The 3,572-nt window shown below is 44.9% G+C and carries 3 protein-coding genes and 1 tRNA gene; 3 read left to right on the forward strand and 1 reads right to left on the reverse strand.

Features of this window, described 5'->3' with window-relative positions; genetic code table 11:
- Positions 1-666 precede the first annotated feature (666 nt).
- Together ABFQ95_08030 and ABFQ95_08035 are read left to right on the forward strand one after the other, a co-directional pair.
- On the forward strand, positions 667-1,326 hold the full coding sequence (locus tag ABFQ95_08030) for a zinc ribbon domain-containing protein (GenBank protein MEN8237467.1): 660 nt from the start codon (positions 667-669) through the stop codon (positions 1,324-1,326).
- 58 nt (positions 1,327-1,384) lie between these two features.
- A tRNA-His gene (locus ABFQ95_08035) sits at positions 1,385-1,461 on the forward strand.
- 299 nt (positions 1,462-1,760) lie between these two features.
- Here the strand turns inward: ABFQ95_08035 and ABFQ95_08040 are convergent.
- Entirely contained in the window at positions 1,761-1,937 is a 177-nt protein-coding gene (locus tag ABFQ95_08040) for a phage major capsid protein (protein MEN8237468.1), read from the reverse strand.
- 264 nt (positions 1,938-2,201) lie between these two features.
- Here ABFQ95_08040 and zorA point away from each other — a divergent pair.
- On the forward strand, positions 2,202-3,572 hold a 1,371-nt coding region (zorA, locus tag ABFQ95_08045; protein ID MEN8237469.1), incomplete at its 3' end, for an anti-phage ZorAB system protein ZorA.

Here is a 3,572-nt window from a genome sequence, read left to right on the forward strand (position 1 = left end):
CTTGTCATCAGGCCGGAAAAAAGTCTCATTGCTTGTATCCATTGTCAGGTTGGGTATTTGCATCAGCAGAGGTACAAAAAACAACAGAACAAGCCCCGTTGCCGGCCAGCGATGCCGAAAAGACCACCTGGCAATCTCACCAAAAAAAATCTCACAGCTTTGTTTTAATGCCCTCATGATACCCTCCAGGGTTTCTCGCGCTTTTTATTGTGACCCCGCCCACATTAAACGCTGGAAGTGTAAAGTCAAGAGCAAAATGGGCGCGGTCACATTAAATGCGCCTGCCAGGATTGCGGTGCCGAACCGGAGTTTTCGGGTGCAAGTAGAAAATACGAGTAATAACAAGAAAGAAGCTAGGTGGTTACACTCGTTACACCGCTCTGCGGTGTAACGTATTTCCCGGCGCTCTGCGCCACAAACCAGGACGCAGAGCATCCATGAGGCGTTACACCGCAGAGCGGTGTAACGAGTTTAAATTCGAGTAATAACAAGAAAAAACATAAATATTCGGGTTGTCCGTTTAATTCGCGGCGAGACGCCTCTCCTACAACGTTTCTTCACAGTAGGAGCGGCGTCTCGCCGCGAAAAACACACCCGGCAATGAGCAAGCCGAATGTTTACAATAATTTCTCTTTTTTTATTTTACATATAAGGAGTTTAATCACGATGTTAGAACGAGCACTTGCCTATCTTGAGGAAAAACACGCTTGTCCCCATTGCAAACAGGAACTTACTCTGTGCCATGCTCCGCCCATGCATGTTGGCGATGGTCTGGGCTGGGGATCGGAGTTTCTCTTTATCTGTCTCAATAACGAATGTTCCCTCTTTGCCAACGGCTGGGAATTTGTTGAAAATCAGTACGGTCATGTGGGTTCTTACCGGCACATGGAAATACCCAACAGTAATGAGAGCTATAATATGATGGTGGCCGGTGCGAGTGCCTTTACCGGCAATATTGTCGACGTGGAGGCCCTCAAAGCGCAAAACGCCAGGTACCAGGCCGAAAAGAAAGCGATTGCCAAACTTGATGACTGTGTTGACGCGCATGATCTGGAACCGGTACTCTGCCTGCTTACAGATAATGCCGCCACTCTCAGTGACCGCAAACGGGCGGCAGATCTGCTGGTTCCCTTAAATGATCTGTCCTGTATAGAGCCCTTAAGAAACCATGATTTCGGTGACAACCACCTGGAGCAGGATGTCAATATGGCGATCAGTAAGATCCTGGCCGCTCATTTTCTGCGGGAGTGCCCATACTGTGCTGAACTGGTCAAAGTACGGGCCAAAGTATGCAAGCATTGCCAGAAGGAGCTTGGTGAAGTGTAGTTAACAGACTTTCCCCTTGCCAAACCGGTCGTGAGTGGGTATAAAGGCGACGTTTGTGGTGAGCGTAGCTCAGCTGGTGGTAGCACCGGGTTGTGGCCTCGGAGGTCGTGGGTTCAAGTCCCATCGCTCACCCCATAAATATTCAAGGCGTTTCAGGCTATTGGCTTGAAACGCCTTTTTTCTTGCCCTTTCTGTACCATGTTTGTTTTTTCAGGCAAAAGTTACCCCCCCCAAAAAAAAAGGCCACCCACAAGGGCAGCCCTCTGATCAATGACCGTTGTACCGTTTGGCTTAACGCCGACCGTCAGCAGCCGATTGCTTTAGACTCAACCAGCATACCGCTTAGGGCCTGTAAAAGAATAACGTGGCTAATTCCGACCCGAAATGTGATGCAGTGCGGATACGGAAAGGCCATGTTCTTTTTTTACAGGCCCTTAATCGCTTGGTGGATAGCAGTCGACATACGGCTTGTTGGTGTACGGATCACGCATAATGCGAATATTCCGGTCAAGAATCTCATATCCTCGCTTGAAGTTGCCAAACAATATCGATACTGCAGACGTCGCAATGTTCGGCACATTCTCATCAATGTACACGGGGTAACCCAACATATAGTTCTTCAAGATCGATCTAACAGCTTGGAAAAAAGAGGTTTTACCAATCCTGACTATCAGTAGTAAGATACTAATACGATCGGTACCAAATTGGTTAAGATTAGATTTTCCAATCTTAATCGTGTACCCTGAACCGGAGTCAAGTGTTAGTGGAAATATGTTGACTTTGTAGAGTATTACAATAGTGCAGATGCTGTTCGACAAAAAACTTGATTTTTTTGACTCACTAAAAATTTGATTGCAAATCTTCAGGAATAAGAAATGAGTGATACCGTAGGCAACAAGATAGATTTAACTGGATTATTACCACAACTTGACTCCATTACTTTCATCCCTCAAACTTCAGATGAACTAAGTACCATTTTTGTAATAATATTGGTGCTGATATTTGTTGGTTTTATTTTAGTATCTCTTTATGCACTGTTCACATCATTAGTTCGAATATCATGGGTGTTTAAACTATTGAAGGGCGAGACCTCTTCATCTATTGGGCTGAACAGGCAACAACTCATCGAAAAAGCAACACAAATAAAACATCATCGAGGACATTTATGGTTGGATTTTGATGAGACCTTAATCGAAGTAGAAAGGCATGATGGAATCAAACTATACAACACGGTAGATGCTAATCATTTCTTTAATACTTCAACACTTGCAGCAGGAATAACAGAAAGTCGTATGCTTGCGGCAGTGCCTGGTTTTCTCACAGCATTTGGGGTAATCGGAACTTTTGTCGGGCTTCAACTGGGACTGTCCGAGTTGAATATTGGAAATGATATCGCTGTCTCTGAGATGAAAACAGGTGTCGCCCATGTCATTTCTGGTGCCAAGATAGCCTTTATGACATCTGTTTGGGGCGTGACTTTGAGCGTTCTTTTTAATTTTCTCGAAAAAGGGTTTGAAAGAATTGCTCGTAGTCGGATTCATCGCTTACAGAATAAGATTGATCGTCTTTTCCCCCGTCTTACTGCAGAATTCCAGTTGCAACGTATTGCAAATGATGGACAACAATCTCGAGAAAATCTTCAAGGGCTTGCTGAAAAAATAGGGGAAAAAATGCAGGAGTCGCTGCTGGAGGCTACCTCTGGAATTCAAGCTGGGCTCGAAGCAAGCCTAAAGAGTATTATGGCCCCTGCCATTAATAAACTTGTTAATGAAACAACTGATGGTAATCAAAAAGCTTTAGAAAATCTTATTAATACGTTTTTGAATAAGATAGGGAAGTTTGGTGAATCCCAAGGTGAAGCTTTAGAAGATGCAGCGCAACAAATAAATGATGCCTTAGGTTCTTTTAATTCAATAATGATGGATTACGCAGCCAAGATGGAAGCGTCACAAAATAATTCTGCTAATCGGGAACAACAGTTGATTAAAACTATTTCGCAAGAAGTCTCGCTGTTGGTAGATCATAGTACTGAGCAGAAACAAGTATTAACCGAGTTTGTTGAGAAACAACTTGGTGGCTTAACTGCAACATTGACCGGCGGTATTCATGGCAAAGAGGCCAATCCCAATTTGCCAGAACAGCCTGACGAGATCGTAGCCCAGGGCATCGCTGCCTGGCGGGCCATGGGGGGAGCAATGACGCTGCCAGGTTTTCTCGCTTCCCTGGCCCAAGCCTGTGGCAAGGTG

The organism is Pseudomonadota bacterium (assembly GCA_039714795.1).
Taxonomy (GTDB): Bacteria; Pseudomonadota; Alphaproteobacteria; order JAGOMX01; family JAGOMX01; genus JBDLIP01.

What these genes read in the sequence shown, in the direction of transcription:
- ABFQ95_08040 (MEN8237468.1), bottom strand. Translation starts at nt 1,937, where the DNA reads ATGTTGGGTTACCCCGTGTACATTGATGAGAATGTGCCGAACATTGCG.
- ABFQ95_08030 (MEN8237467.1), top strand. Translation starts at nt 667, where the DNA reads ATGTTAGAACGAGCACTTGCCTATCTTGAGGAAAAACACGCTTGTCCC.